This window comes from Adhaeribacter soli, from assembly GCF_008727925.1.
In the GTDB taxonomy this organism is placed as follows: Bacteria; Bacteroidota; Bacteroidia; order Cytophagales; family Hymenobacteraceae; genus Adhaeribacter_A; species Adhaeribacter_A soli.
The window spans coordinates 759,745-786,047 of record NZ_VTWT01000001.1 but is presented as its reverse complement, the minus strand read 5'-3'; the positions used below and the strand labels follow the sequence as shown (position 1 = coordinate 786,047).

25 protein-coding genes are annotated in these 26,303 nt (G+C 46.8%); 14 read left to right on the top strand and 11 right to left on the bottom strand.

Annotated features, from left to right (window positions below; genetic code table 11):
- Positions 1-90 precede the first annotated feature (90 nt).
- The 3 genes from secG (at position 91) to groL (ending at position 2,728) form a co-directional block, all read left to right on the top strand.
- Positions 91-486 (top strand): preprotein translocase subunit SecG, encoded by a 396-nt coding sequence (secG, locus tag F0P94_RS03205; protein ID WP_150902246.1) that lies wholly within the window; start codon positions 91-93, stop codon positions 484-486.
- 251 nt (positions 487-737) lie between these two features.
- Complete coding sequence (locus F0P94_RS03200; RefSeq protein ID WP_150902245.1) at positions 738-1,013, top strand: co-chaperone GroES; 276 nt, start codon at positions 738-740, stop codon at positions 1,011-1,013.
- Between the two features lie 74 nt (positions 1,014-1,087).
- A complete protein-coding gene (gene groL, locus F0P94_RS03195; protein ID WP_150902244.1) occupies positions 1,088-2,728 on the top strand; it encodes a chaperonin GroEL in 1,641 nt (546 codons plus the stop codon).
- A 151-nt stretch (positions 2,729-2,879) separates the two neighbouring features.
- On the opposite strand, the gene F0P94_RS03190 is transcribed toward groL, so the two are convergent.
- From F0P94_RS03190 to F0P94_RS03180, 3 genes are all read right to left on the bottom strand, one after another.
- A complete protein-coding gene (locus tag F0P94_RS03190; RefSeq protein WP_150902243.1) occupies positions 2,880-3,494 on the bottom strand; it encodes a GNAT family N-acetyltransferase in 615 nt (204 codons plus the stop codon).
- A gap of 30 nt (positions 3,495-3,524) precedes the next feature.
- A complete protein-coding gene (locus F0P94_RS03185) occupies positions 3,525-4,115 on the bottom strand; it encodes a hypothetical protein (protein ID WP_150902242.1) in 591 nt (196 codons plus the stop codon).
- Between the two features lie 154 nt (positions 4,116-4,269).
- Positions 4,270-5,613, bottom strand: a complete 1,344-nt coding sequence (locus F0P94_RS03180; protein ID WP_150902241.1) for a peptide MFS transporter — start codon at positions 5,611-5,613, stop codon at positions 4,270-4,272.
- Positions 5,614-5,937: 324 nt separating this feature from the next.
- On the opposite strand from F0P94_RS03180, the gene pckA reads away from it, so the two are divergent.
- From pckA to F0P94_RS03160, 4 genes are all read left to right on the top strand, one after another.
- Positions 5,938-7,554 (top strand): phosphoenolpyruvate carboxykinase (ATP), encoded by a 1,617-nt coding sequence (gene pckA, locus F0P94_RS03175; protein ID WP_150902240.1) that lies wholly within the window; start codon positions 5,938-5,940, stop codon positions 7,552-7,554.
- Positions 7,555-7,838: 284 nt separating this feature from the next.
- Positions 7,839-8,543 (top strand): 16S rRNA (uracil(1498)-N(3))-methyltransferase, encoded by a 705-nt coding sequence (locus tag F0P94_RS03170; protein ID WP_150902239.1) that lies wholly within the window; start codon positions 7,839-7,841, stop codon positions 8,541-8,543.
- Between the two features lie 16 nt (positions 8,544-8,559).
- The gene (locus F0P94_RS03165; RefSeq protein WP_150902238.1) at positions 8,560-8,937 is read left to right on the top strand and encodes a hypothetical protein; all 378 of its coding nucleotides are present in this window, start codon (positions 8,560-8,562) and stop codon (positions 8,935-8,937) included.
- Positions 8,938-8,952: 15 nt separating this feature from the next.
- Entirely contained in the window at positions 8,953-9,615 is a 663-nt protein-coding gene (locus tag F0P94_RS03160) for a DUF4159 domain-containing protein (protein ID WP_150902237.1), read from the top strand.
- A 20-nt stretch (positions 9,616-9,635) separates the two neighbouring features.
- Here the strand turns inward: F0P94_RS03160 and F0P94_RS03155 are convergent, their stop codons facing one another.
- From F0P94_RS03155 to moaA, 5 genes are all read right to left on the bottom strand, one after another.
- A complete protein-coding gene (locus F0P94_RS03155) occupies positions 9,636-10,703 on the bottom strand; it encodes a HesA/MoeB/ThiF family protein (protein WP_225307101.1) in 1,068 nt (355 codons plus the stop codon).
- Positions 10,700-11,872 (bottom strand): NTP transferase domain-containing protein, encoded by a 1,173-nt coding sequence (locus F0P94_RS19555; RefSeq protein ID WP_191906895.1) that lies wholly within the window; start codon positions 11,870-11,872, stop codon positions 10,700-10,702. The genes F0P94_RS03155 and F0P94_RS19555 overlap by 4 nt, the downstream gene beginning before the upstream one ends.
- Positions 11,853-12,329 (bottom strand): cyclic pyranopterin monophosphate synthase MoaC, encoded by a 477-nt coding sequence (moaC, locus tag F0P94_RS03145; protein ID WP_150902236.1) that lies wholly within the window; start codon positions 12,327-12,329, stop codon positions 11,853-11,855. Before moaC ends, F0P94_RS19555 begins: the two co-directional genes overlap by 20 nt.
- Before the next feature lie 54 nt (positions 12,330-12,383).
- Positions 12,384-13,586, bottom strand: coding sequence for a molybdopterin molybdotransferase MoeA (locus F0P94_RS03140; protein WP_150902235.1), 1,203 nt, complete (start codon positions 13,584-13,586; stop codon positions 12,384-12,386).
- Positions 13,587-13,985: 399 nt separating this feature from the next.
- Positions 13,986-14,972, bottom strand: a complete 987-nt coding sequence (gene moaA / locus F0P94_RS03135; protein ID WP_150902234.1) for a GTP 3',8-cyclase MoaA — start codon at positions 14,970-14,972, stop codon at positions 13,986-13,988.
- A gap of 177 nt (positions 14,973-15,149) precedes the next feature.
- Between moaA and F0P94_RS03130 the strand changes: the two genes are divergently transcribed.
- Both F0P94_RS03130 and F0P94_RS03125 read left to right on the top strand, forming a co-directional pair.
- Complete coding sequence (locus F0P94_RS03130; protein WP_150902233.1) at positions 15,150-15,923, top strand: SDR family oxidoreductase; 774 nt, start codon at positions 15,150-15,152, stop codon at positions 15,921-15,923.
- Between the two features lie 116 nt (positions 15,924-16,039).
- Positions 16,040-16,930: an ATP-grasp domain-containing protein gene (locus F0P94_RS03125; protein ID WP_150902232.1), complete on the top strand. Its 891-nt coding sequence runs from the start codon at positions 16,040-16,042 to the stop codon at positions 16,928-16,930.
- Between the two features lie 64 nt (positions 16,931-16,994).
- Here F0P94_RS03125 and F0P94_RS03120 read toward each other — a convergent pair whose 3' ends face one another.
- A complete protein-coding gene (locus F0P94_RS03120) occupies positions 16,995-17,255 on the bottom strand; it encodes a hypothetical protein (RefSeq protein WP_150902231.1) in 261 nt (86 codons plus the stop codon).
- 330 nt (positions 17,256-17,585) lie between these two features.
- Here F0P94_RS03120 and F0P94_RS03115 point away from each other — a divergent pair, with 330 nt between their 5' ends.
- The 4 genes from F0P94_RS03115 (at position 17,586) to F0P94_RS03100 (ending at position 22,159) form a co-directional block, all read left to right on the top strand.
- Positions 17,586-18,464 (top strand): SDR family oxidoreductase, encoded by an 879-nt coding sequence (locus tag F0P94_RS03115; protein ID WP_150902230.1) that lies wholly within the window; start codon positions 17,586-17,588, stop codon positions 18,462-18,464.
- Positions 18,465-18,506: 42 nt separating this feature from the next.
- Positions 18,507-19,139: an AlbA family DNA-binding domain-containing protein gene (locus F0P94_RS03110; protein WP_150902229.1), complete on the top strand. Its 633-nt coding sequence runs from the start codon at positions 18,507-18,509 to the stop codon at positions 19,137-19,139.
- Between the two features lie 147 nt (positions 19,140-19,286).
- A complete protein-coding gene (locus F0P94_RS03105; RefSeq protein WP_150902228.1) occupies positions 19,287-20,276 on the top strand; it encodes a potassium channel beta subunit family protein in 990 nt (329 codons plus the stop codon).
- A gap of 542 nt (positions 20,277-20,818) precedes the next feature.
- Positions 20,819-22,159: a PhoH family protein gene (locus F0P94_RS03100; protein ID WP_150902227.1), complete on the top strand. Its 1,341-nt coding sequence runs from the start codon at positions 20,819-20,821 to the stop codon at positions 22,157-22,159.
- A gap of 520 nt (positions 22,160-22,679) precedes the next feature.
- Here the strand turns inward: F0P94_RS03100 and F0P94_RS03095 are convergent.
- Together F0P94_RS03095 and F0P94_RS03090 are read right to left on the bottom strand one after the other, a co-directional pair.
- Positions 22,680-23,210, bottom strand: a complete 531-nt coding sequence (locus F0P94_RS03095) for a DinB family protein (RefSeq protein WP_191906894.1) — start codon at positions 23,208-23,210, stop codon at positions 22,680-22,682.
- Positions 23,211-23,273: 63 nt separating this feature from the next.
- Positions 23,274-23,819, bottom strand: coding sequence for an SRPBCC family protein (locus F0P94_RS03090; protein WP_150902225.1), 546 nt, complete (start codon positions 23,817-23,819; stop codon positions 23,274-23,276).
- A 207-nt stretch (positions 23,820-24,026) separates the two neighbouring features.
- Between F0P94_RS03090 and F0P94_RS03085 the strand changes: the two genes are divergently transcribed.
- Entirely contained in the window at positions 24,027-26,300 is a 2,274-nt protein-coding gene (locus F0P94_RS03085) for a S46 family peptidase (RefSeq protein WP_150902224.1), read from the top strand.
- The last annotated feature ends 3 nt before the right edge of the window (positions 26,301-26,303 follow it).

Genomic DNA, 26,303 nt, shown 5'->3' with positions numbered 1-26,303 from the left:
TTTGTTAATCCCGATTTGGTAAGCTCCAAAGGATTTTGTTTTTTTAGGAAAAATTTCAAATTCGTAATATCTAATTTTTAATTAAAGAAAATGTACATCGCCCTCGTTAGCATTATTATTTTTGTATGCGTGCTTTTAGTATTGGTTGTTTTGGCTCAGAATTCTAAAGGCGGCGGCTTGTCCAGCCAGTTTGGCGGCGGTGGCGCCAGCCAGTTAATGGGCGTAAAACGCACCGGCGACCTGCTTGAAAAACTAACCTGGGGCTTTGCCATTACCCTGGTAATATTAACGCTTGCTACCCACGCTATCCGCGACAATTCAGCTGCAACAACTACCAGCCGTAGCATAAACCAGGAACGTGCCGCCCAGCAACCAGCTGCTCAGCAACAAGCTCCTGCTGCCCTTCCGCAAACCAACGCCGACCAGCCGGCCGTTGCCACGCCGGAAGCCGAAATTGCCGCTCCGCAAACCGACACTGCTAAATAGTAGCTGTTCACTCAAAATATTCAGAACCGGTACCCCAACGTACCGGTTTTTTTTATTCCTTTACCGTTGCAAGCCGAAGCCATGTTAATTGAACAGGATTGTTTTAACAGAAAAATTTGGCAGCTTCCTGACAGCTTTTACCGAAAGCTAACCTGACAATTCGGAAAAAATGGCTTAAATTGGCAACTGGCACAAGAAATGATAAGTGCAGAATGAACTTAATTTTAACTTAACTACACATAATAAAAACTATGGCCATTAACATGAAACCTTTGGCTGACCGCGTGATCGTTGCACCGGCTGCTGCAGAAGAGAAAACAAAATCAGGTATCATTATTCCGGACACTGCCAAGGAGAAACCGCAACGCGGCGAAATTGTAGCTGTAGGTAGCGGTAAAAAAGACGAGCCGCTTACTGTGAAAGTGGGCGACCAGGTACTGTACGGTAAATATGCCGGAACCGAGATCAACATCGACGGCCAGGATTACCTGATCATGAAAGAAGCTGACATTTTTGCGATCGTTTAATTGCGCTTCAAGTCAAGTTCAAAAAATCTATTCTGAAACAGATTATTTAAACCAAGAAATTAAACCACTTCAAGATGGCAAAAAATATTTCCTTCGAAACCGAAGCCAGCAACAGAATTAAAGCTGGGGTAGATAAATTAGCGAATGCAGTTAAAGTAACGCTTGGCCCGAAAGGCCGTAACGTGGTAATCGACAAGAAGTTCGGTGCGCCAACCATTACCAAAGATGGTGTTACTGTAGCAAAAGAAATCGAGCTGAAAGATCCGGTTGAGAACATGGGTGCCCAACTGGTAAAAGAAGTAGCTTCGAAAACTGCCGATATGGCCGGCGACGGAACTACAACTGCTACCGTTCTGGCTCAGGCTATTTACACTGCCGGTATTAAGAACGTAACTGCCGGTGCTAACCCAATGGACCTGAAACGCGGTATCGATAAAGCTGTTCAGCGTGTGGTTGAAAACCTGAAAGCGCAGTCTAAGAAGATTGAAAACTCTTCTGAAATTGCCCAGGTAGGTACTATCTCTGCAAACAACGATGTAGAGATCGGTAAAATGATCGCCGATGCGATGGACAAAGTTGGTAAAGACGGCGTTATCACGGTAGAAGAAGCAAAAGGTACTGAAACGGAAGTAAAAACCGTAGAAGGTATGCAGTTCGACCGCGGTTACCTGTCTCCGTACTTCGTAACCAACGCCGAGAAAATGGAAGCAGATCTGGATAACCCATACATCCTGATCTACGACAAAAAAGTATCTACCATGAAAGAATTACTGCCGGTATTGGAGCAGGTAGTTCAGACTGGTAAGCCGCTGGTAATTATTGCGGAAGATGTAGATGGCGAAGCGCTGGCTACTTTGGTAGTAAATAAACTGCGTGGTTCCCTGAAAATTGCTGCCGTGAAAGCTCCTGGCTTCGGCGACCGTCGTAAGGCCATGCTGGAAGATATCGCGATCCTGACGGGCGGTACCGTGATTTCGGAAGAGCGCGGTTACAAACTGGAAAATGCTACCTTAGAGTACTTAGGCCAGGCCGAAAAAATGATCATCGACAAAGACAATACTACTATTGTAAACGGTCGTGGTCAGAAAGAAAACATTACAGGCCGCGTAAACGAGATCAAAGCTCAGATGGAAAAAACCACTTCTGACTATGATCGGGAAAAACTGCAGGAGCGTTTAGCTAAACTTTCTGGTGGCGTAGCTATCCTTTACATCGGTGCTTCTACCGAGGTTGAGATGAAAGAGAAGAAAGACCGCGTAGACGATGCGTTGCACGCAACCCGCGCTGCCGTAGAAGAAGGTATCGTAGCCGGTGGTGGCGTTGCCCTGATCCGTGCTATCGAAGCGTTACACGGCATCGACGTTGACAACGAAGACCAGCTGACTGGTATCAACATTATCCGCACTGCAATCGAGGCTCCGCTTCGTACTATCGTAGCAAACGCTGGCGGCGAAGGTTCGGTAGTGGTTCAGAAAGTACGCGAAGGTGCTGCCGATTTCGGTTACAACGCCCGCGAAGATAAATACGAAGCCATGTTTGCGGCCGGTATCATCGACCCAACCAAAGTTACCCGTTTAGCTTTAGAGAACGCTGCTTCTATTGCCGGCTTATTGCTGACAACGGATTGCGTGATCTCTGACGAGCCGGAAGACGAAAAAGCTTCTATGGGCGGCGGCATGCCAGGTGGCATGGGCGGCATGGGCGGCATGATGTAATTTTCAGACCCATTTAAATTTGCCTAAAATTGAAAATCCCCGGTCGTAATGGCCGGGGATTTTTGTTTTATTGTTTTTGTAGGGAAAAAGGACCGTTTGCTTCCAAAGTATTCTGGCCCAAGTGACGCTTTCGCTTAACACTTGTGCCAGCTTACACCTCTACCATTTTCCCCTTCGCAAGCCTAACTTCCAGACCCTTCTTCACCTCCGGCCACTCCTCTTTCAGAATGCTGTAATAAACCGAACTCCGCCGAAAACCATCGAGCATTAAGGTATGGCTTCGTAAAATTCCTTCTAAGGTCCCTCCTATTTTTTCAATTGCTTCCCGGGATTTTGTATTGCGTTCATCGGTGCGGAATTCTACGCGTTCAAATTTTAGTTCTTCAAAAACGTATTGCAGCAGCAGGTATTTGCAGTTTATATTCAGCCCGGTTTTCTGGAATTTCGGGCCCAGCCAGGTCCAGCCGATTTCCAGGCGCTGGTCTTTATTGGAAATGGTACCGAAACTGGTGCTGCCGGCAAATTCCTGAAACTGCTTGTCGTAAATGGCAAAGGCATAGCGCACTTGGTTGCGGCGGTCTATGAGGCTGTTCTGAATAAAGTGTTTCAGGTCGTCGGGTGTAGCAATGGAAAACGGGGAATACCGGGTAAGTTTTTTGTCGGCGGTAGCGGCAGGGATAAGACGTTCTAAATGCGAAAGCCCCAGCAGAGAAAGCTTTGCCCGTTCATTTTCCAGAATTAAGTTCTGACTGAATATAAATGCCATAGCCCTATCGTTTATAAACCGATTAAAATATTATAGATCTTTTACTTTCACTTTAATTTCGTGCGGAGCCGTTTCGTCGCCGCCAAAGTAAGGGTAAAGTTTATAGCCGGTTCCCTGACCGCTGCAGCCTCTGGCCAGTTCGGTAAATTTATCGCCTACTTTAAAAATGTAGGTGGAATCCAGCATTTCGATGGACATTTTAACGGGTTGGCCGATCGGAACAGCGGTGATCAGATCTTCGTTTCGCTTGCCATTCTTGTAGACGTAGGCATGGATTTCCAATTGGTTGTTTACCCAGCGCCAGCCCATGCGCGCGCTATTGGAGTGGTGCGCCGTATTGCAGTCGGCTAAGCCGTAAAGCTTATTAATGTCGTATTGGTTAACCGGATCAATGGTCTGGTAAACGGCCGAACTATCGAAAATCACCGAAAAGTGCATGGCCGAAGTGGTGACCTGTTTGTATTCGTTGTCGCAATCGTGTTCGCCGGCTTTAATGGTGTAAATGCGGAACCCTTCTGCATCGATCGGTTCGGCTTTCTCTTTCTCGCCGGAGCAACTGTTAAGAAATAAGCCGAGGCCGGCCAGTAAGGGAAGTAAATTTTGTCTGGTAAAAATGCGCATAGATTTTAATTGCAAAAAGTAGATGAAAGGGATTAAAATTGCGGTTTTAAAATTATAGGATTGTAAGTTTTGGGTTGCTACACCGGCAGACAAAAAAAGTCCCGTAACAGTTGCCTGTACGGGACTTATTTATCTGTTTTTTATACTGTTCGGCTTAGCCGCGGCCGTGCATCATGTAAGTCAGTTTCTTGGAAACCGCCAGTAATACAAAGCCCAGCACAATTACGAAAGCACCGATGCCGCCGAAAATGGTCAGGGCGCCCAGCTGCTCAACGTACTGTACAATGTAACCGCCCATAATATTTGCTACAAATGAGCTTAGCATCCAAACGCCCATCAGCATGGAAGCGTAAGCCACCGGCGCCAGTTTGGTAACCATAGAAAGGCCAACCGGCGATAAGCAAAGTTCCCCTAAAGTATGCAGGAAATAAGCGCCAACTAACCACCAGATATTTGCTTTAATGGCCACATCCTGGCTATCGCCACCACGTTCCATAACCGCACCCACCATCAGAAAGAAGCCTAAACCTAATAGCATCATACCCAGAGCCATTTTTATAGTTGTATTCGGGTTTTTGCCTTTAGCAGCCAGGTTGATCCACAAAGTAGAAATGATTGGCGCTAAGGCCACAATGAATAACGGGTTAACCGACTGGAACCAGGAAGTAGGAATTTCCCAGCCAAAAACCACGCGGTCGATGTAACGTTCGGTATACAAGCTTAACGAAGAACCGGCCTGTTCGAAACCAGCCCAGAAGAAGATCACAAATACCGTTAACACTAAAATTACGGCTACGCGGTCGGTTTCCTGTTTGGTAAGCTTGGTTTTAGGAGCAGCTTTTTCTTCGGCGGTTTTCCCAACAAATTTACCAATATTGCCCAGGTACGTTTGCGCCAGCGTGTTGAACATTACCTGGCCCAGCAACATACCAATACCAGCCGCTAAAAAGCCGTAACGGTAACCGTAAGTAGCACCCAGGTAACCGCAAACCAGCGGCGCAATAAACGCCCCGGTATTGATACCCATATAAAATATAGTGAAAGCGCTGTCGCGACGGGCATCACCTTCGTCGTATAATTTACCTACAATGGTAGAAATATTGGCTTTAAAGAAACCGTTACCAATAATGAGTAATCCCAGACCCAGATAAAAGGTCATATCGCTGATCTCGGAGAAAAGGGAAAACTGGCCCAGCATCATCAGGATACCGCCAATGGTAATAGCCTTGCGTTGCCCGATATAATTATCAGCTAACCAACCACCAATAATAGGCGTTAAATAAACCAGACCGGTAAACCAGCCATAAAGCATACCGGCATTTCCGTCCGTCCAGCCTCTACCGCCCAGGTGACTGGTAGTAGCATTGGTCAAATACAGGATAAGCAAAGCGCGCATACCGTAATAGCTGAAGCGCTCCCACATTTCCGTCATAAAAAGCAGGTAAAGACCTTTGGGGTGGCCTTTTTTAACCTGGCCTTGTTCAAGGGTTGGTTGCATTTAAATTTGGTTAAGGTTTAAAGTGAAAAAATGATTTTAAAAGGGATTTTCAGCAGAAAGCGGAAAAGTAAATCTACAATACCGAAAGCATTTAACCAAACATTTAATTTCGGAAATCCGTATAAAGAGGTTCGTCCGGAAAGAAAGAGAATAAAGGAAAGGCTCCGGAAATACACCCATCTCCCGTTTGTAATTGTTACTAATTATTAGCCAACAGCAATATATAGTTAGAGAAAGTATAGGGGGCAATTAATTTATTTCTTTATTTTTGTACAAAGTTTTATCATCATCCAAAACAAATATTTAACCTCCTAACATATTCTCATGAAAGAATTTGGCAGAAAATCGAACAAAGTAGGCCTTGAAAGCATTGGCATTAAGCAGGCGGAAAGCGTACTTTGGAACCTGACCCCGGCGGAACTGGTAGAAGAAGCGCTTAAGAACGGCGAAGGTGTTTTATCGGATACTGGCGCTTTGATGTGCGACACAGGCAAGTTTACCGGACGTTCCCCGAAAGACCGTTTCGTGGTAAAAGATGCTAAAACTGCCGATTCAGTATGGTGGGGCGATATCAACATCCCATTCGATCCGGAGAAATTCGACAAGCTGCAGGAAAAAATGATCAACTTCCTGGCCGATAAAAAGATCTACGTACGCGACGCGTATGCCGGTGCCGATCCGAACTACCGTTTAGACCTGCGCATCGTTAACACCCAGGCCTGGCAGAACCTATTCTGCAACAACATGTTCCTGCGTCCTACAGCCGAAGAGATCGAGAACCACGTACCGAACTTCACCATTATCTGTATCCCTGAATTCCAGGCCGATCCGGAAGTGGATGGTACCCGTCAGCCGAACTTTGCGATCCTGAACTTCACCAAGAACATGATCCTGATCGGTGGTACCGGTTATGCCGGCGAAATGAAAAAAGGTATCTTCGGCGTGCTGAACTACATCCTGCCGCACGAAAAAAATACGCTTTCTATGCACTGCTCTGCCAACGTTGGTGCGGAAGGCGATACTGCTATTTTCTTCGGTCTGTCCGGAACCGGTAAAACGACCCTTTCTGCTGACCCGAACCGTGGCCTGATCGGTGACGACGAGCACGGCTGGACCGACAAAGGTATCTTCAACTTCGAAGGTGGTTGCTACGCAAAAGTGATCGACCTTTCTCAGGAAAAAGAACCACAGATCTGGGATGCCATTAAATTCGGCTCAATTCTGGAGAACACCCGTTTCTTCGAAGGAACCCGCACGCCGGATTATGCAAACAAATCGGTAACTGAAAATACCCGTACGGCTTACCCGATCAACTTTATCGACAACGCGATCGAGCCATCGGTAGCGGACATTCCTAAGAACATTTTCTTCTTAACGGCTGATGCGTTTGGCGTACTGCCTCCGATCTCGAAGCTGAACAAGAGCCAGGCGATGTTCCACTTCATTTCCGGCTATACTGCAAAAGTTGCCGGTACGGAAGTTGGCGTTACTGAGCCACAAACTACATTCTCTGCCTGCTTCGGCGCGGTGTTCCTGCCATTACACCCAACCAAATACGCTGAAATGTTAGGCAAGAAAATGGATGAGAACAAAGTGAACGTTTGGCTGATCAATACCGGCTGGACTGGCGGCGCTTACGGCACCGGTTCCCGTATGAAACTGCCTTATACCCGTGCTATGATCACCGCTGCCCTGAACGGCGAATTGGAGAACGTAAACTTCACGAACCACTCCGTATTCGGTGTTTCTATGCCGGAGTCTTGCCCGAACGTTCCGGCTGAGATCCTGAGCCCGCGCAACACCTGGGCCGATAAAGATGCTTACGATGCGAAAGCAAACGAGCTGGCTGCTGCCTTCGTGAAAAACTTCGGAAAATACGCCGATTTCGCTAACGAAGAAATTCTGGCCGGCGCCCCAAAGCTTGAAACGGTAGTTGCCTAATTTGTAACTACCGTGTAACAAAAAGCCCTGCTGTGCAAACGGCAGGGCTTTTTGTTTGTCTGAACTATGATTTATCTGATTTTTGTGACTTCTATGATTCTCAGGTAATATAGAGTTTCAGATTTTATTTATGATTGCAGAGAAATGAAATTCGCCTAACTTTAGTTTTTAAATTTAAGTTGTGAAAGGATGGTTGATTAAAATTAATGAATCAGAAGAGTAATCATTTTTAATGCAAGATCAATCACATCAATCATAAAAATCAAAAGAATCCTAGTTCAGACATGCACCTTTTTTACACCCCCGATATTTCCGGTACCGAATACACCTTAAGCGAAGAAGAATCGAAGCATGCCATCCGGGTGTTGCGTCTGGAAGCCGGGGAAACGGTACAGCTGGTGGATGGAAAAGGCGGCTTGTACGAGGCAAAAGTAACCGACCCGAACCCGAAACGCTGCAAGCTGGAAATTACCAAAACGGTACAGGAATTCGGGAAAAAACCGCATCACATTCACATTGCCGTAGCCCCTACCAAAAACCTGGACCGCATGGAATGGTTCGTAGAAAAGGCAGTGGAAATTGGCATTGACGAAATCAGTTTTCTGAAATGTACCCGCTCCGAACGCAAGGAACTGAAGCTGGACCGGCTCGAGAAAATTGCCGTAAGCGCCATGAAGCAAAGCCTGAAAGCCTACCTGCCGAAGCTAAATGAACTGACGCCATACAAGACTTTTTTAGCCAGTTTAGATACGGATTCGCAAGCATATATTGCTCATTTAGAAGAAGGTAACCGCCAGGAATTAAAGCAAATTAAAACCTCCGATAACAACTTTTGCGTTTTAATTGGCCCGGAAGGGGATTTTACGCCGGAAGAAATTGAAATGGCTTTGACGAAAGGTATCAAACCGGTGACGTTGGGCGAAAGCCGCTTAAGAACCGAAACTGCTGCTTTGGTGGCTTGCCACACACTAAATCTGCTGTTGAGTTAGTTATATAAAGAAGGAAATGGAAAAAGATAAAATTAAAGAAGCTTGTTTTCATCTAGCTACTGACCTTTTATGTTTAGAATATAATCAGTCCTTTGAGAATGTAGATTCAAATCTACCGCAACTTTCAAGAATGACAGATGGTTTCCACAGAATAGCTTTAGAAAATTTAGATTTGATCAAAGATTTAGGTGGATCAGAAGAATTGTTAGTAAGAGCTATTAATTATGTTTCTAATGTTCATGCAATACCACCATTAATTGAAAATTACAGGTGGTTTGATAATACTTTAAGAACTTTACTAGAATTAGCTTGTCCTAATAGCGGAGTTACAGATGAAAACAAGAAATTTCTGCATGACTTAATTAACGGTATCAATGAATCACTTGAAGATTAACAAAAATATTTCGAAATGAAGAAGCTCCTTCTTACCATATTTACTATTTTCCTCGCTTTCCATAGCGTTAATGCCCAGAAACCAAGCTTCCAGATCGCGAAGTTGAAGTACAACGGCGGCGGCGACTGGTACGCGAATAAAACTTCCCTGCCGAATCTTATTCAATTCACGAACAATAACCTGAAGCTGAACATCGATAAAAATGAAAAGGTGGTGGATGCAGGTAGTCCGGAAATTATGAATTACCCCTTCGTGCACATGACCGGTCATGGCAACGTGGTTTTTTCGGCGGCCGAAGCAGATAATTTGCGCAAGTACCTGATCGGCGGCGGCTTCCTGCACATCGACGATAATTACGGCATGGATAAATTTGTGCGGCGCGAAATGAAAAAAGTATTTCCGGAACTGGAATTTGTGGAAGTGCCTTTCTCCCACCCTATTTACCACCAGAAATACGCTTTCCCGAAAGGACTGCCAAAAATTCACGAACACGACAACAAACCACCGCAAGGCTTTGGCCTGATCTACAAAGGCCGGTTGGTTTGCTTTTACACCTACGAAACCGATCTGGGCAACGGCTGGGAAGACCAGGAAATTTACAACGATCCGGAAGAGAAACGGCAGGCGGCTTTGCGCATGGGAGCTAATATACTGGCGTTTGCGCTTACGCAATATTAAGCCGAACTTTTAAGGTTTAATTATTCCGGATATTCCTGCCAGGCTTGCAAGCCACCAGCTAAGGAATAATAATTTCCATTTGGGAAAGCTTCCTCCATCAATTTAGCAGCGTTCTTGCTACGTTTTCCGGTGGCGCAATAAAACACCACGGGTTTCCCTTTTTCGAAAAACTGGATTCTGCTTTCACCCAGTTCTGTCAACGGAATATGGCAGCCACCGATATTGAATTGAAGCCTTTCTTCTGCCGACCGGACATCTACCAATTCGTACTTTGCTTCCGCCAAAGCAGCCCGAACCTCGGAAGCGGAAATTGTCCGGATCTTTTCAATCTTGGGTAATTCCTTTATTTCAACTTTGGTTTGGTTGCCAATTCTGATCCGGCGGCTTTGCATGGAAAAGGCATCGAAAAGCAGCACCTGTCCGCTTAACAATTCACCCACACCGGAAAAATACTTCAGCACTTCGTTAGCCATCATAGTACCAATAGTGCCGGCAATTGTAGGAATAACACCCCCTACAGAACAATTCGGAACCTGTGTAGCATCTACTGCCAGGAAAAGGTCGCGGTAATTTGGGGTACGCGTACCATCTTCATTTAAAATATTCCACACGGCAACCTGTCCTTCGTACTGGTAAATGGCACCGTACACCAGGGGTTTGCCGGTCAGCACGCAGGCATCGTTGAGCAGGTAGCGGGTTTCGAAATTATCGGTGCAATCTACTACGAGGTCATAAGGTTGAAACAAGTCAGAAATGTTTTCAGCATTCACCTGTAGATGATGCGCAATTAAATTAATGCCGGGGTTCTGACTTTGTAATTTACTAACTGCTACTTTGGCTTTTAACTGCCCCACTTCAGCCGGCGTGAACAAGATCTGGCGGTGCAGGTTGCTTTCCGAAATGGTGTCGAAATCGGCAAGGCCTAAGGTGCCGATGCCGGCCGCGGCCAGGTATTGCGCCGCCGGACAACCCAGGCCACCGGCACCTACCACCAGAACTTTTGCTTCCCTGAGTTTCGCCTGAGCGGTTTCGGAAAAGCCGGGCAAGGCTATCTGGCAACTGTAACGAAGATTTTCAGACTGCATCATACCGTTTCCTTTCGCTGTTTCAAAAGCCGTAATACCTGTTCCCGTTCTTCCGGCGTATTTACATTTTTAAGCACATCCTGATCAGGCACTTGTAGAATTTGCACCTCAGAATTGATCAGCACTTTTCGCGGACAGGAATAGCCCTGGGCCAAAAACGAAAGGAGTACTGGATAACTTTTAGGCTCCCAAAGGGTAAGCAGCGGCTCCGGAAAACCGTTCTCCGGATTCTCGAAGGCTGTTGCAAACCTGGAGGAATTTCTGTTTCCGATTAAAAAGGCTAGTGTTTCGGAGTTTACCAAAGGAAGGTCACAGGCAAGGACCAGCCAGGCCGCATCCGGATTCTGGCGGAAAGCGGAAAGGGTGGCGCCCATCGGTCCTAATCCGGTGAACGTATCGGGTAAGCTTAGGTAAGGTTCAGGGATACTGGTTTCCTGTTCGAGCCGGCAGGAAATGAAAACTTCTTCGCAAAATTCCTGCAGCAGATCGATGAGGTAATATTGCTGTTCCTTGCCGTGCCAGTTGAGTAAATTTTTATCCGAACCCATGCGCACACTTTTGCCGCCGGCCAATACTAACCCGTTTACTTTCGGTTTCGCCGCCTGCATTTGCCGCTCAAAAAAACGAATAATTTCACCGGTATCGCTCAACTTTAAAACCGGGATATTTCCCCAATTCGGTATAGCGTTTTTCAGGAAAGGAAAAATCTCCGTTTCGGATTCTGAAATCAGAAACAACTGCACATGGGTAAGCTGCGACACCCGTTTTTGCAGGCTTGCTTCCTTCGTCGGATCGATGAAAACAATTTGGGCTTTGGCCTGATGATGATTCCCGTTTACCAGCACCAGATCGGCTTCGTTGAAAAACGGACGAAACTGAAACGGATTGAATTCCTTCTGGTAATGAAACTGCCGGGACCGGATCTGATCGGTGTATTCCAGCGTTGCGCCTTGGGCCAACCGATCCGGCAGGACTTCTTCGGTATCGGCGTTTGCATGGCTGGCATCTACGTACGCGCACTGGTATTTCGGGGCAAGGGCTTCGATGATCTTTCCGGCAAGCGATTTAATTACGTTGCAGTTGGTTCCGACCAGCGCCCATTCATTTCGGCCGAAATTCCCGTAAGCCGGCCGCGCTAAATTGGGGTGTTTGCTATGCTCTTTTAAAGTCACGTTTCCCTCCCGTTTTTTCCATCAGTTTCGTTTCCTTAATTACAATGTCGTGGCTCAGGGCTTTGCACATGTCGTACACCGTTAAGGCTGCCATCGTTGCGCCCACCAAGGCCTCCATTTCTACGCCGGTTTTGGCCGTAAGACTGGCCGTGCAGTCAATTACCACTTCCTGTTGTGCATTCAGCTGAATATCTACCTGGCAGTTATCCAAACCCAATGGGTGACAAAGCGGAATAAGCTCTCCGGTTTTTTTAGCCGCCATGATCCCGGCAATAATGGCGATCTGAAACACCGAACCCTTTTTAGTCTGAATGTCGCCTTCGTTAAATTTTTCCAGCACTTCCGGCGGAAGTACCACAATGCTCCGGGCCGTAGCCGTCCGGCAGGTAACGGGCTTCTCTCCCACGTTTACCATCGAAGCCTGCCCTTTCTCATTCAAATGGGAAAATTCACTCATTCTTTCAATATTGTTTCTTTTGTACTTTTTCAGCCGGAATCCCTACTGTTTTAATTAAAAAAGCTGCTTAAAAGGCCAAACCCGGAAAACTTCCCCTGCCTGAAAATGAGTTCTTTCGGCCGGAAGTTCTAAAAAGGCATCGGCATCCACCAGGTTCGTCAAGTCGCCGGAACCGTTTCCTTCTACCGGCTCTGCTACTAGCTTGCCTTGTTCACTGACCTGCAACTTCACTTGCAGGAAATATTGCAGTTCCGGCTTAAAGGTAAAATCAGTACTTAAACATGCAAAAAACTTCTTTGTATCTAAACCAAAGCTAATTTTCAGCCAGGGAAAGAAATACCGGTACAGGCACATAAATGTAGAAACCGGATTCCCGGGAAATGCGAATACCAAAGCGCCATGCGGATGTTTGCCAAACCAGAAAGGTTTACCGGGGCGTTGCTGCACGTGCTGAAATAAGGTTTCAACCTGTAGCTCTGATAAAACTTCAGGAACATAATCGAATTTCCCCTTGGAAATACCGCCGCTTAATAAAATTACGTCATAAGCTTTCAGGCAATCCAGTAATTCCGTTCGGATCTGCTCCGGGTTATCGGGCAAATGCCTGAGTTCAGCCAAAACCTTAAACTGTTGCAGCGCCGCCTGAATGGTGTAGCTGTTCGACTTGCGGATCTGGTAAGGTTGTGGTTTTTCGTGTACTTCCACCAGTTCATCGCCGGTAGAAAGCACCACCACTCGCGGCAGTTTCTTTACCTTTATTTCCGTGGCACCCACCGAGGCGGCTACATTCATCAAAGCCGGCGTAATTACCTGGTTGGCGGAGGCCACAATTCCGCCCTGGCGTTTATCTTTCCCTTGCCGGTGTATGTTCTGGCCCGCCTTTATATTTTCCGTTAAAAGCGTGGCAACGCCATTCTGAATTTCCAGATCTTCGTACCGGATCACGGTATCGGTAGTTTGCGGCAAAACGGCCCCGGTCATAATTTCAATGCAATCCGCTTCTTCCTGTAATTCCTTTGCCGGTTCGCCGGCGGCCTGGGTTGCTTTAATTTTAAATGATCGGTTTCCTTTTTCGAAAGCCTGAAATTGAATGGCAATGCCGTCCATGGTAACGCGGTTAAACGGCGGAAAATCACGGTCCGCCTGCAGGTCTTCGGCGAGCACACGACCTAAAGCCTGGTCAAACGGTATGATTTCCGCGCCAAAATCCCGGCACTGCCCCTGAATAATTGCTTCCGCTTCCGCTACCTTTACCATTTGCCTGATAGGATTTGTTGTGCTGACTTTAATTTGATGTAACTTTAAACTTTGTGTTTTCCGGAGTTATTACTACATACAAGTTAACTTGTCAGGTTCTTCTGTTCGCCGTTGTTGCGTGTTTTCACCATAGCCGTCAGGCAAAGGAGAAAAACTGGTCATTCCGAGCAACGTCGAGGAAACTTATACATATTTCTATGACAAAGCGAGCATAGCAAGATTTGTCTTACCGTTTAATTTTAAATATGCGGCTCCATAAGTTCCCTCAACTTCGTTCGGGATGACCCAATAAATTAGCTGAGCCTGACGGCTATGGTGTTTTCACCAACAACCATGCTTCAGCCTGCTTTTACTTGGCAAATAATTCGTTATGAAGCACAAGCTTTTTTTCAATACAGATTAACCTCCAATAGAAGCCATCGATCGATGCATTAAAGTGCTTCCCAGCATTTCCTTTTCCGCTTCCCAGCCATTTTTTGCCCGCCTGTTCATGGCACTTTCTAAAGCTTCTATTAATTCCGGATCGTTTTTCCCTGACCTCATCAGGTCTTTTACATTCAGCACGCTTTCACCGTAAAGGCAGGTTTGCAGATTGCCCGTTGGCGTAAGCCGGATCCGGTTGCAGGTACCGCAAAAAGAACGGGTGTAAGCGGCAATAATGCCCAACGTGCCTTTATATCCCGGAACCTGGTAATTATAAGAGGTAGAAAAAGGCGGATCGGGAATTTTATGAACCTCCGGAAAATGTTCCCGGACCTTATTCAGGATTTGGAAGTGGTCCCAGGAAAGTGCTTTTACGCCGGAACTGCCGTTAAAGGGCATTTCTTCAATAAACCGCACACTTACCGGCAAGCTTCGGGTAAGTTCCGCCAAAGGCAGGATGTCTTCCGTATTCTTTCCTTCCATTACCACCGCATTCAGCTTAACCTGGATACCATGCTTTAAAAGTTCTTCCAGCGTTTGCAGCACCTGCGGTAATTCATCGCGGCGGGTAATGCTGTGAAAACGCTGCCGGTCCAGGGTATCGAGGCTGAGGTTTACGGATCTTATTCCCAGCTTCTTCAATTCCGGTACAAAAGGAGCTGTAAGTACGCCGTTGGTCGTTAAAGTCAGTTCCTGTAAGCCGGCCAGCTTCGATAAGGCAGTTAAAAACGGCATCAGATCTTTCCGGACGAAAGGTTCGCCGCCGGTGATCCGGATCTTTTCCACGCCCATTTTCACCAGTACCGAACAGATCCGGAGCATTTCCTCATAGCTCATCAACGCCTTCCGTGAAAGCCAGTCGATCCCGTTTTCGGGCATGCAGTAAAAGCAGCGGAGGTTACAGCGGTCCGTTACGGCCAGCCGCAAATAATTGATCCGTCTTCCATGGTTATCCTGCAACACTTTATTTGCTTCTTATTGGTGGCTTTCGGCCAGGTTCTTTATAATCCTTTAACTGTAAATATAGCAGAATTTGGCGGAAATTATACGGATAAGGGCCACTGGCCTCCTATAAAAAATAACCTCAAAGCAGTTAAGGCCGTAACTTTTTCTTCCTTCAACCCTTTCTCCCTTCAACCCATGAACATATCTGCAAAATGGCTTCTTATCGGTAAAAAAGCCCTGGTTACCGGCGGCTCCAAAGGCATAGGCAAAGCCATTGCCGAAGAATTGATGCGCCTGGGTGCGGAAGTGATGATCGTGGCTCGCAACGAAGCCGAAGTGCAGGCAGCCGTGCAGCACTGGCGGCAGCAGCAATTTCCGGCCCACGGTCTGGCTGCCGATGTAGCCAAACCAGGTGACCGGCGCCTGCTGGTTCAAGGCATTCAGGAAAAATGGGGTACCTTGGATATTCTGATCAACAACGTGGGCACCAACATCCGGAAGAAAGCCCTTGAATACGACGAACCAGAATATGATTTTCTGATGAATACCAACCTGAAAGCAACTTTCCACTTGTGCCAGTTAGCTTTTCCGCTACTGAAAGCAAGCGGAAACGGCCGGGTAGTGAACATTTCCTCGGTAGCCGGATTAAAACACTTACGGACGGGCGCTATTTACGGCATGACCAAAGCAGCGCTGGTGCAACTTACCCGCAACCTGGCTGCCGAATGGGCGCAAGACAACATTCTGGTAAACTGTATTGCGCCCTGGTACATTAAAACCCCATTGGCCGAAACGGTATTAAAAAACCCGGAATTCCTGCAGGAAGTGCTGGAGCGCACGCCCCTGAAACGGGTTGGGAATCCGGAGGAAGTGGCCGCGGCGGTAGCTTTCCTTTGCCTCCCGGCCGCCAGTTACATAACCGGACAATGCCTGGCAGTTGACGGAGGATTTTCTATCTTCGGCTTCTAAGTAAAAAGACATTGGTATCTAGACTAAGATCATGCACGCATCTACATTTCAGTTGATTTTAAAATTGTCTCCTGTCAAGTTATGCTGCTATTTTGGTCTTGTTACTTAATTAGATTATGCAAAGATTAAAGATAGCTTTAGTTACCTACAACGATAAAGGGAATTTTCCCGGCGAAGGCTCCTTGGAAGATAACCGCCTGCACCAGTTCCTGCTTAGCAAGGACCTCGAAGTAAATTTTGAGATCTGGGATGACCCGGACGTGAACTGGAAAAAGTACGATGCCATTCTGCTGAAGTCGCCCTGGGACTATTTCGACCACATTCAGGAATTTAACCGTTGGCTTGATAAACTGGAAAGTCAGCATTTGCGGGTGCTGAATCCCATAAAAACGGTCCGCTGGAACAGCGACAAACGCTACCTGCTGGACTTAGAAAAGTCGGGCTTTCCCATTGTTCCTACCAGAATCCTGGAAACCCCTGACGACCTGAATATTTACGAGCTTTACGAAAAATGGCAGACGGAGACGATCATTATAAAGCCGGTTATCAGCGGCGGGGCTAAAAATACTTTTTCCATTTCCAAAGCGGAAGCCGCCACTATTGAACCTAAAATTAAATTTTTACTGGCCAAAGAAGCTTTCCTGGCGCAACCTTTTGTACCGGAGATTCAGACCGAAGGCGAATGGTCTTTGATCTTTTTCAATGGCCGCTTCAGCCATTGCGTTTTAAAAGTACCCAAGTCCGGTGATTTCCGGGTGCAGCATTATTTTGGAGGTGCCATTATTCCATCCGATCCACCTGAAACAGTACTAAAAACGGCCCAAAAACTGGTGCAGGAATTTGCAAATGATTGTTTGTATGCGCGTGTTGACGGCGTAAAAGTGAAAGATGAATTTCAGCTGATGGAACTGGAACTGATCGAGCCGCTGCTGTACCTGCAACAGCACCAGGAACTTTATGAGAATTACTATCAGGCCTTGATGGAAATGTTAAGTCAGGAGAATTAGCCGCCGAAAGGAAAAGGCCGGTAAACGTTCCGGCCTTTCTTATGAATAAACTTCAGATAAAGCGCTATTCTATTTTAAGCAGGTCTTCCGCTTCCAGCGTATCCAGGTAAGGTTCCAGAATGGTTAACGCGCCGGCCGTTTTCTTAAAAGTAGCCGGAATATTCACTCCTTTGCCGGACCAGACCTCCACGTAGTAATTATTGAACGAATAAAGCGCGATCTTCCAGCCTGGTAACTCCCGCCGCGCCAGTAAAATCCCATGGCGGTTCAGTTCCTCCACCTGGCTCCAGAGCGGAAGCCTCCGAAACAATGAATATTCTAACATGCTGTTTTATTTCTATTGCTGCCTGTATATTTTAAGTAAACGTTTCAGGAATCAGTTTCATTCCCGGTTCTCTACGGATTTTTGTTTCAGATGAATATTGTCAGGAAAGGATATTAAGAAAGTTTTAAACGCAATGGAATTTAATGTAACAAAACAATTACTATTTAAAGCAATGGCCACCAATATTTTATAATGACAATATATGTTATTTAGCCCTGTTGTATATAATTAAAAATGTTATCTAAGCTAAATAGAAGATAATGCTTTCAAAAGTAGAATAAAAGAACGCTGGCGCCGAAATTTTTGTTTTCAGAGCCGGAGACTTCAATAATGCTTACAGAGTTAAATAATCCTATTTTCAAACCTTTAACGGATAAGATTGCGCTGGTTACCGGCGCCAGTTCCGGCATCGGAAAGATTACCGCCCGTGAGCTGGCCCATTTGGGAGCGCACGTAGTAATGGTATGCCGCAATGCCGAAAAAGCCGCTGAAACCCGTAAGGAAATTATCGCACAAACAGGTAATGAAAATATAACCTTGCTGGTAGCCGATCTGGCGCTCATGCAGGAAGTAAAACGGTGTGCCGCCGAATTCAGCGCCCGATTTCCGAAGCTTGATATTCTGGTGAATAACGTGGGCATGATGCCGGGCAAAAGAACGCTTACCGCAGAAGGTTTTGAGATTTCCTGGGCAACCAACCACCTGGCACCTTTTCTGTTAACCAACCTGGTGATCGATAAAATGGTGGCAGCCGAATCAGCCCGAATCGTGAATGTTTCTTCCGAAGCGCACCGCCTGGGCGATATTTGTTTCCAGGACATGAATTCGCCTAAAAAATACAACGCCTTTACGGCTTATTGCGATAGCAAACTGGCTAATATCATGTTCACCTATGAGCTTAGCCGCCGCCTGGAATTTACCAACATTACGGCCAATGTCTTGCATCCAGGCATGGTGGCCACTAAATTCGGGCATGAGCATACCGGCTCGCTGAAGTACTTATTCCTGCTGGCCCGGCCCTTTATGATCTCGCCGGAACAGGGTGCCAGAACCAGCCTTTACCTGGCGGCTTCGCCCGAAGTAGAAGACCTGAGCGGATATTATTTCAGCAAAATGAAACCGATTAAATCGGCCGAAATTACGTATAACCCTAATATATCTCACAGGCTTTGGACGTTAAGCGAAATCCAGACCGGTTTCCAGTTTTGATTTTGCCAGAACTATTCGGCGTACAGCCGTTTATAAAGTATCATGAAAGAATTACAGCAGCTGATCTGGAGCGGCGAAAACGATACGCTCGATTTCAAAAAAAGAATAACCAATCCCGACCGTATTGCCCGCACCATTGCTTCTTTTGCCAATACCCGCGGCGGCATTATTCTGGTTGGCGTAATGGATAATGGCCAGATAGCGGGCATCGATCCGGAAGAAGAAAAACACCTCCTCCAAATTGCCGCCACCCAATACTGTGAACCCGCCGTGAAGCTCTTTTTTAAAGAAATTGAAGAAGACGACAAAACGGTGCTGAAGGTAATCATTCCGGAAAGTCTCGCAAAACCGCACCTGGTTAAAGTAAAGGAAGACGACTGGCGCGGATATATCCGGGTGAAAGACGAAACCGTACAAACCAGCAAAATGGTGCTGAAAGTGATCGAGGCCGAAGAAGCGGAAGTAACCAGGGAAGAGATCTTTCCCGAATATGACGTGCAGGAAAAACTTTTGCTCGAATACCTGGGCAGCAACCGCCGCATTACCCTGAAACAGTACATGAAACTGGTTAACATTTCCCGCCGCCGCGCCTACCGCATTCTGGTAAAACTGGTACTGCTGGGCGCCATCCGCCTCCACGACAAGGAAAAGGAAACCTACTTTACTATTTCTTAATGTAAACGTATTAGAATTTTAAACCCAATGCTCGGGCCTTTACTAAATGTAAGGGCTTTTTTATTGCCCTAGCGTAGCGATTTTCGTAAGCAGTTTTCAGGCTTTCAGTACTACAAGAAGAATATATAAACCGAAACGATATAAAAAATGGAATACCGCAGATTAGGAAAATCAGGGCTACAGGTAAGCGCATTGTCTTTAGGCTCCTGGCTAACGTTTGGCAAACAAATAGACGAAAAACTGGCCGAAGACTGCATGGTGGCCGCTTACGAGGCCGGTGTTAACTTCTTCGATAATGCCGAGGTCTACGCCAACGGCATGTCGGAAATTGTAATGGGCCATATCCTGAAAAGGCAGAACTGGGACCGGACCACCTTTGTGGTTTCGAGCAAGGTTTTCTGGGGCGGAGAACTGCCCAACCAGAAAGGTCTGAGCCGGAAGCACGTAATGGAAGCCTGTCATGCCGCCTTAAAACGCCTGCAGGTCGAATACCTCGATCTTTACTTCTGCCACCGTCCCGATCACCTCACGCCCATCGAAGAAACCGTAAGGGCCATGCACGATCTCATTACCCAGGGCAAGGTTTTGTACTGGGGAACTTCCGAATGGACGGCGCAGCAGATCATGGAAGCCTACGCCGTTGCCCGGCAGTATAACTTAACGCCGCCTACCATGGAACAGCCGCAATACAACATGTTTCACCGCGAGCGTTTCGAAAAGGAATACCACCGGCTTTACTCCGAAATTGGTTTAGGAACTACCATTTGGTCGCCGCTGGCTTCGGGCCTGTTAACCGGCAAATATAACGAAGGCATACCCGCCGATTCGCGGGCCACCAAACACGAAGACTTGGCTTGGCTGAAAGAACGATTCACCAGCCCGGAAGCCCAGCAAAAAATCCAGAAAGTGCGGGAACTGGGCGCGATCGCGAAAGAACTGGACATGACCACTACCCTGCTGGCTTTAGGCTGGTGCCTGCAGAACCCGAACGTAAGCACTGTAATTACCGGAGCCTCCCACGTGGAGCAGGTGCATGAAAACATGAAAGCCATTGACGTTTACCAGCGAATAACCCCGGATGTAATGGAGCGGATCGAAACCATTCTGGACAACAAACCAAAATTAGAAGTCTATTAAACAGCAAGGCCCCGAACAATGTCGGGGCCTTGCTGTTTTCGCTAAAAATAGCTTAGTCGTATTTTTTAGCGTTTTTCTTTTCCAGTTTCGCTGCTTTTTTCTCTTTATCGGTTTTAGCCGGTTTCTTTTTGTCTTCCTTGCGGGCGTCAGTTCCTTTAGCCATAGTTGTAAATTTAAGGTATGAAAATCCGTTTTCTAGGTAAACCCCAAAGTAACGGAAATATTGCTGAATGCGGATATCTTTTTTAGAAACCAACTAAAAATATTGCTGCTTTTCCGGCATCGGGCTATTATAAACGAATAAAAAATCGTTCAGGTTTTCGGCTGAAAAAGCTCCCACAAAATTGCACCGGAACAGCAAAAAATAAGCTATTCTTTTTCAGAACTTTACTAAAAAATTCACTTTTTTAATATAAAAATATAGTCTTTTTTCTATTCAGTTTTTTAAGTTGTGCGTACACACAAGCACAAGCCACGCTAGTAAGCAGGTCAGAATATTACAATTATTCCAGACCTGTCCTTTGAATGAAAACGGAACACTTATGACTGAAAAACAGAAAGCCAAACAAAAGAAAATCTTCGTCCTCGACACCTCCGTAATTCTTTACGATCACAGTGCCGTCGAACATTTTGGTCCGCATGATGTAGCCCTTCCCATAACGGTTTTAGAAGAGCTCGATAATTTCAAGAAAGGCAACGACATTAAGAACTTCGAAGCCCGCGAATTTATCCGCTTTATAGACAAACTTTCGGACGAACACCGCCTGCAGAACTGGATCCCGCTGGATGGTGAAGGTAAAGGCCGCTTTAAGGTGATCATGAACCCGACGCCGACCATTAATGCCGAAGAGGTTTTTAACGAAAGCAAGCCCGATCATAAGATCCTGAACGCGGCGCTGCACCTGCAGCAGGAAAATCCGAAGTACCAGGTAATTATGGTTACCAAGGATATCAACCTTCGCCTGAAAGCCCGTTCGCTCAACCTTATTTCCGAAGACTACGAAACCGGAAAAGTACAGAACGTTTCCAGCCTTTATACCGGCATCGATGAGCTGCACGATGTAGCGCCGGATGTAATTGACGAATTGTACGAAAAAGGCTTCTGCAATAGCGACAAAGTGCTGGCAAACGCCCCGCGCGACAACCACTACTTTATCCTGAAAAGCCCTACCAATTCCATTCTGGCTTATTACAACCCGGAGCAACGGAAAATTGAGCGGGTTGACAAACTCAACGCCTACGGCATCAAGCCGCGCAATGCAGAGCAAACCTTTGCCATGCACGCGGTCATGAACCCGAACGTGAAACTGGTAACCATACAGGGCATTGCCGGTACCGGTAAAACCCTGCTGGCCTTAGCAGGTGCTCTGGAACAACGCCGCAATTTCTGGCAGATCTACCTGGCCCGCCCCATTGTGCCGCTCAGCAACAAAGACATCGGCTACCTGCCCGGCGATATAAAATCGAAGCTGAACCCGTACATGGAGCCGCTTTTCGACAACCTGAAATTCATCCAGAACCAGTACTCGGAAAACAGCAAGGAAGCCGGTAAAATAAAGGAAATGCTGGAACAGGAAAAGCTCATGATCGTGCCACTGGCCTACATCAGGGGCCGGAGCATTTCCAACGTTTGCTTTATTGTAGACGAAGCCCAGAACCTGACGCCGCACGAAGTAAAAACCATTATTTCCCGCGCCGGCGAAAACACCAAGATCATCTTCACCGGCGACATCTACCAAATCGATACGCCTTACCTCGACAGCCAGAGCAACGGTTTATCGTACCTGATCGACAAAGCCAAAAACCACCGCCTCTACGCCCACGTCACCCTGCAAAAAGGCGAACGTTCTGAACTGGCGAATCTGGCGAATGAGTTGCTGTAAAGTTGATCTTTTGAATTAATAAACATCAAAAAGCACCTGATTACCAGGTGTTTTTTTGTTCCTGGCGCAAGTGTTAAGCGAAAGCGTCACTTGGGACTGACAGACAAAAGCCAGTCTCCAGACTGGCGGAAGCTTGTAACAAGAATGAAAACAAGGAACCAGCTTACAGATTTCGAAAAGTCCTACCCAGAATTTGCTATAATCAAGACACAAAAGTAGAACAGGTGTTTGTAGGGTTAGAAAAGGTTAGAAAAGGTAAAAATTGTTAAACTTTGACCTTTTCCGTCATCTCGACGCCAGGAGAGCTCTCATCAAGTTGGTAGTACCCTTTATTTTGCTTTTATACCTTATTTCTGAGATCTCTCCTGGCGTCGAGATGACCCAATAATAATTTTGTATCCTAATCGTAGCTTGTTTTTAGCCATTTAGGAAGGGTCACGGAAGTCTTCAGACTTCCGCTTGTTCCTTAAGCCCAAGTGACGCTTTCACTTAACACTTGCCAGAAAAGAGGCAGGTAAACCTAAACCTCCTGCAGCAAATAACGCGACCGAATAATGTGCAGGTGGTGGTTTTCGTGCGCGGCAATTACCCAGGCAATGGCCCGCACGTTGTAGTGCGCATTATTGGCTTTCCCTTCCCGCATCAGCATTTCCGAACTAAAACTCTTGAACAAGGCAATGGTCGATTGGCGAAGCAAACGGTATTCAGCTAAAATATCGGTTAAAGAACGGCGATTGGCATCGGAATTACTTGCATAAGAATCTTCCTCGAAACCCGGCAGCATTATTTCCTCTTTCCTGCTGAAACAAAGCGCTCGGTAAGCCATAATGCGTTCGGCATCGAGCATGTGCTGCAGCAATTCTTTCAGGCTCCATTTTCCTTCGGCGTAGCCTTTCTCGGCCTCGGCTTCTGACATATTTTCGAACAGCGAAGCCAGCGTTTCTACCTGTTCCGCCAGAAAAGCCAGAATATCGGTGTCCGGCAGCCGTTTCAGGTAGGTTTCAAAGTAAGGCGGGTATTCCGAAGGGGCAGGTTTTTGGGTTAAATTCATCTTAAAAAAGGGTAGCATTTTGCGTAAAAAGTGCCTGCAAAGTAAGATAATTAACGATTAGTTTTATTTCCGGAGGGAGATTTTTTTCGCTTGGGGTTCCAGCAGTTCTTTCAAACCCGAAAGTCCTTTTTCAAATTCGGCATCCAGTTTTCGCTTCAGAAAAACGCCTTTCACCCGGTCGGTATAATCCGGCAAAATTCCTGTGCTGATCCAGGTCAGGCGGGTGCCTTTTTCAACTGGCTCTAAAATAAACTGGCCATGCGCTTGCAACTTTCCTTCCGGATAGAATTGAAATTCAATTTTTTTGTCCGGTTCGTTGGCGGTAATAACGATCCTGCCTTCGCCGCTCTTCCCGCTTTTCCAGGAGAATGCCGAACCCACACCGCTTACCGGACCTTGGTAAAAATTAGACAAAGTTGGGTCGGCGTGCTGGTTCCAGGCGCTCCATTTTTCCCAGGCCGATAGGTTGTTCAGGCTGGCAAAAACCTGAGCCGGCTTCGCCTGAATAAAGGTCGATTTCTCGATCTTAAAATCTGACGGCAACAAATACGGAACACCTGCAAGGACGCCTGCCAGCAACACGCCCCCGATTATAACTTTTACCTTCACAACAGTATCGTTTTCACAAGCTTAATTCCTGAAACCGGAGCCTAATTTATAAAATCGGGGAATATAATTTTGCAAAAATTCCATAAATTTTCTTTTGTTTCTGATATCGGTAGCTATTTGCCGGCAAAAACTCGGTTGGCAGGCAAACAGATAAGGAAGCAGGGTAAATTTTCCTTAAATTCGGGGTTTCAACTTTAACCCAAACGAATGAAGAAAAAAACGATCCTTGTGCGCTTGCTGGCTCTGCTCCTGCTCACACCGCTCGCCAGCCGCGCCGACGAAGGCATGTGGCTGCCCCTGCTTCTGAAACAGCTCAACGAAAGCGACATGCAGAAACGCGGCATGAAACTTTCGGCGGAAGATATTTACAGCATTAACAGAACCAGCCTGAAAGATGCCATCGTATTGTTTGGCGGCGGCTGCACCGGCGAAATGATCTCCGGCGAAGGCCTCCTGCTTACGAACCACCATTGCGGTTACGGCCAGATCCAGAGCCACAGCTCCGTGCAGAAAGATTACCTCACCAACGGTTTCTGGGCCATGAACCGCTCCGAAGAATTACCAAACCCGGGCCTTACCGCCACTTTTATTGTAAGAATGGAAGACGTAACCGCTCAGGTATTAAAAGATATTCCGGCCGGTTTACCGGAAGCGGAACGCGAAAAGAAAGTAAAAGCTAACATCGAGGCCATTCAGAAAGCCGCTGTACAGGGCACGCATTACGATGCCCAGATCAAGCCTTTCTTTTACGGCAACGAATATTACATGTACATCACCGAAACTTTCCGCGATGTGCGCCTGGTAGGCGCGCCTCCTTCGTCTATCGGTAAGTTCGGCGGCGATACGGATAATTGGATGTGGCCGCGCCATACCGGCGACTTCGCCCTTTTCCGCGTATATGCCGGTCCCGATAACAAACCGGCTGCCTACGCTGCCGAAAATAAACCGTACGTACCGAAACACTTCCTGCCGATCTCCCTGTCTCCGATCAAAGAATCGGATTTCACCATGGTTTTCGGTTTCCCTGGCCGCACCACCGAGTACCTGCCTTCTTACGCGGTAAAGGAAATTTACGAAGTTTCCAACCCGGCTAAAATTGCGATCCGCGAAACCAAGCTGAACATTCTGGACAAACACATGAAGGCTTCCGATGCTGTACGCATCCAGTACGCCGCCAAATATGCCAGCATCAGCAATTACCACAAAAAGTGGATCGGCGAGAACCGCGGCCTGAAAAAACTTGATGCCGTTGGCAAGAAAGAGGAACTGGAAAAGCAATTCACTGCCTGGGTTAATGCCTCTCCGGACCGTCAGGCAAAATACGGTACCGTGCTTACCGAATTCCAGAAAAACTACAACAGCCTGAACGGCATCACGCTTTCCCGCGATTATTTTATCGAAGCTGTTTTAGGGGTTGAATTGCTGAACTACGCCCAAGCCTACGTGAACTTCGTGGACCTGGTAAAAAATAAAGCGCCGCAAGCCGATATTGAAAAGCAACTGAAAAACCTGGGAAATTACGCCGGCTTCTTCAAGAACTACAATGTAGCCGCTGACAAGGAAGTATTTGCCGCGCTGCTTTCCATGTACCGCAAAGACGTTCCCACTCAATTCCAGCCGGCGTATTTCACTTCTACGGTAAACAAAAAGTACAAAGGTAACCTGAAAGCGTACGCCGAAGACGTGTACAGCAAATCGTTCATGACTTCGCCGGAAAAAGTAAAAACTGCCCTGAACCAGATTTCTGCTACCAATATTAAAGTAATCGAGAAAGACCCGGCTTATTTACTGGCCCGTGCCTTTACCGAGAATTACCGCACCAAAATTCAGCCAACCTACACCGTTGCTACCGACGCCAATACGCTGAATAACCGCCTGTTTGTAGCCGGCCTCCGCGAAATGCAGACCGATAAGAAATTCTACCCGGATGCAAACTCCACCTTGCGCGTAGCTTATGGCCAGGTATCCGGTTACGAACCACAGGATGGCGTGCGCTACAAGTATTACACTACCCTGGAAGGCGTAATGGAAAAAGCCGACCCGGACAATGTAGATTTCCAGGTACACCCCAAACTTGCGGAGCTTTACAAAAACAAAGATTACGGCGATTATGGCTGGAACGGTGAAATGCCGGTTGCTTTTATTGCCACCAACCACACCACCGGCGGCAACTCCGGCAGCCCGGTAATTAATGCCAACGGCGAACTGATGGGCACGAACTTCGACCGGGCTTGGGAAAGCACCATGAGCGACATCATGTACGACCCTGAGCGCGTGCGGAACATCATTGTTGCCTCTAATTACACCCTTTTCATCATCGACAAATTTGCCGGCGCCAGCCACCTGATCAAAGAGATGAAGATCGTGAAAGAGACCCCGACAGACAGCCGGTTAATGATCCAGCCATCTCCGCAAGTTCCGGCCAAAGACAAGAAAAAAGAGAAGAAAACGAAGACCAAGATCAAAGCAAAAGCCGCTTAAAAA